2 protein-coding genes are annotated in these 1,311 nt (G+C 67.4%); both read left to right on the top strand.

What is annotated here, in order from left to right:
* Positions 1-67 precede the first annotated feature (67 nt).
* Complete coding sequence (locus ACIBJF_RS53480; RefSeq protein WP_399185126.1) at positions 68-532, top strand: MarR family winged helix-turn-helix transcriptional regulator; 465 nt, start codon at positions 68-70, stop codon at positions 530-532.
* A gap of 163 nt (positions 533-695) precedes the next feature.
* Positions 696-1,211, top strand: coding sequence for a hypothetical protein (locus ACIBJF_RS53485; protein ID WP_399185125.1), 516 nt, complete (start codon positions 696-698; stop codon positions 1,209-1,211).
* Positions 1,212-1,311: the final 100 nt, after the last annotated feature.

Raw genomic sequence — 1,311 nt, forward strand, 5'->3', positions numbered from 1 at the left:
CATCGAAACTAATAAACGATCTTAATCGAGTAACAGTTTACGAACTGGTACGGTAAGTGGGGTGACAATGACTGCGGACCTGACCGGCACCGTCGAGGCCGAACCCCTCGACCGGCTCGGCTTTCTGCTCGCCCGGCACGGCGCCATCGCCTATGCCCGCATGGAGCACGCCTTCAAGCAGTGCGGGCTTTCGCCTCGCCAAGGCGCGACGCTGGTCCTGCTGGGCGAGTCGGGACACATGAGCCAGAAGGGCATGGCGGAAGTCCTGGAGGTGGATCCCAGCATCCTGTGCGGGATCCTCAACGACCTCGAGAACACGCACCTCCTCGAGCGCCGGCGCGACCCGGCCGACCGGCGCCGCCACATCGTGGCGCTCACCGACGAAGGCGGCCGCACCCTGGACAAGGCCCAGGACGCCATCACCGCCGTGGAGAAAGAACTCTTCGCCGACTTCACCCCCGAAGAGCTTTCCACCCTCCGCGGCCTCCTCGGCCGGGTGAGGACGTCCCCGAGCGACTCCGTCTTCACCTGACCGACCCGCCACCAGGCAGCTGGGGGCCACGGGCATTCCCGTGGCCCCTTTCGTCATGCCCCTTGCGGGAATCCCCAGCATTCCGGGCGGCTTCGTTTCGGTGAGTCGACAGTCACACCCGTTCATTCATTGACGAGCCTCAACGATCTGTTAGCGTCAATGCATGACGTCGCTCGGCCGCATCGGCCACGAGCCCTTCGGCACCACGCGTCGATCGTTCACCGCCCGCACCCCACACCGGGCGAAGCAAGGAGACACCACCATGAAGAAGCTGATGACCCGCGTCGCCCTCGCCGCCGCCACCGTGACCATGACCGGCAGCGCCCTCCTCGCCGTCACCGGCCCCGCCTCGGCAGCCACCCCGCCCGCGGGACACAGCGCTCACCCCAGCGCCGTCGCCACCGTGACGCAGCACACCGGCTTCTCCCGCATCGGCGAGGGATGGTCCCTCTCGGACGGGCAGCGGGAATGGCACGGCGAGCGGGACCACTCGGGTCACTCCTACTGGCGCTCCGGCGGCAACGGACAGCAGCTTCGCTACGACGGTCACCGCGTCTACCACCTGAGCCAGGGACAGTGGGCCGCCGTCGCCCAGGCCGACGAGCAGGCCTACGCCTTCAACCGCTGGCACTTCGACCAGCTCTGGACCGCCCGCGCCCTCGACCCCCGCGGCATCTGAGCAAAAATCCGCCCCCACCAACACCCGGACAGAGAACACGATGAAGCAGCCGATCCGCACCCTCAAAACCCTTCCCCGCCGCCGCCCAGTGACGGACCTC

The organism is Streptomyces sp. NPDC050743 (assembly GCF_044456925.1).
In the GTDB taxonomy this organism is placed as follows: domain Bacteria; phylum Actinomycetota; class Actinomycetes; order Streptomycetales; family Streptomycetaceae; genus Streptomyces.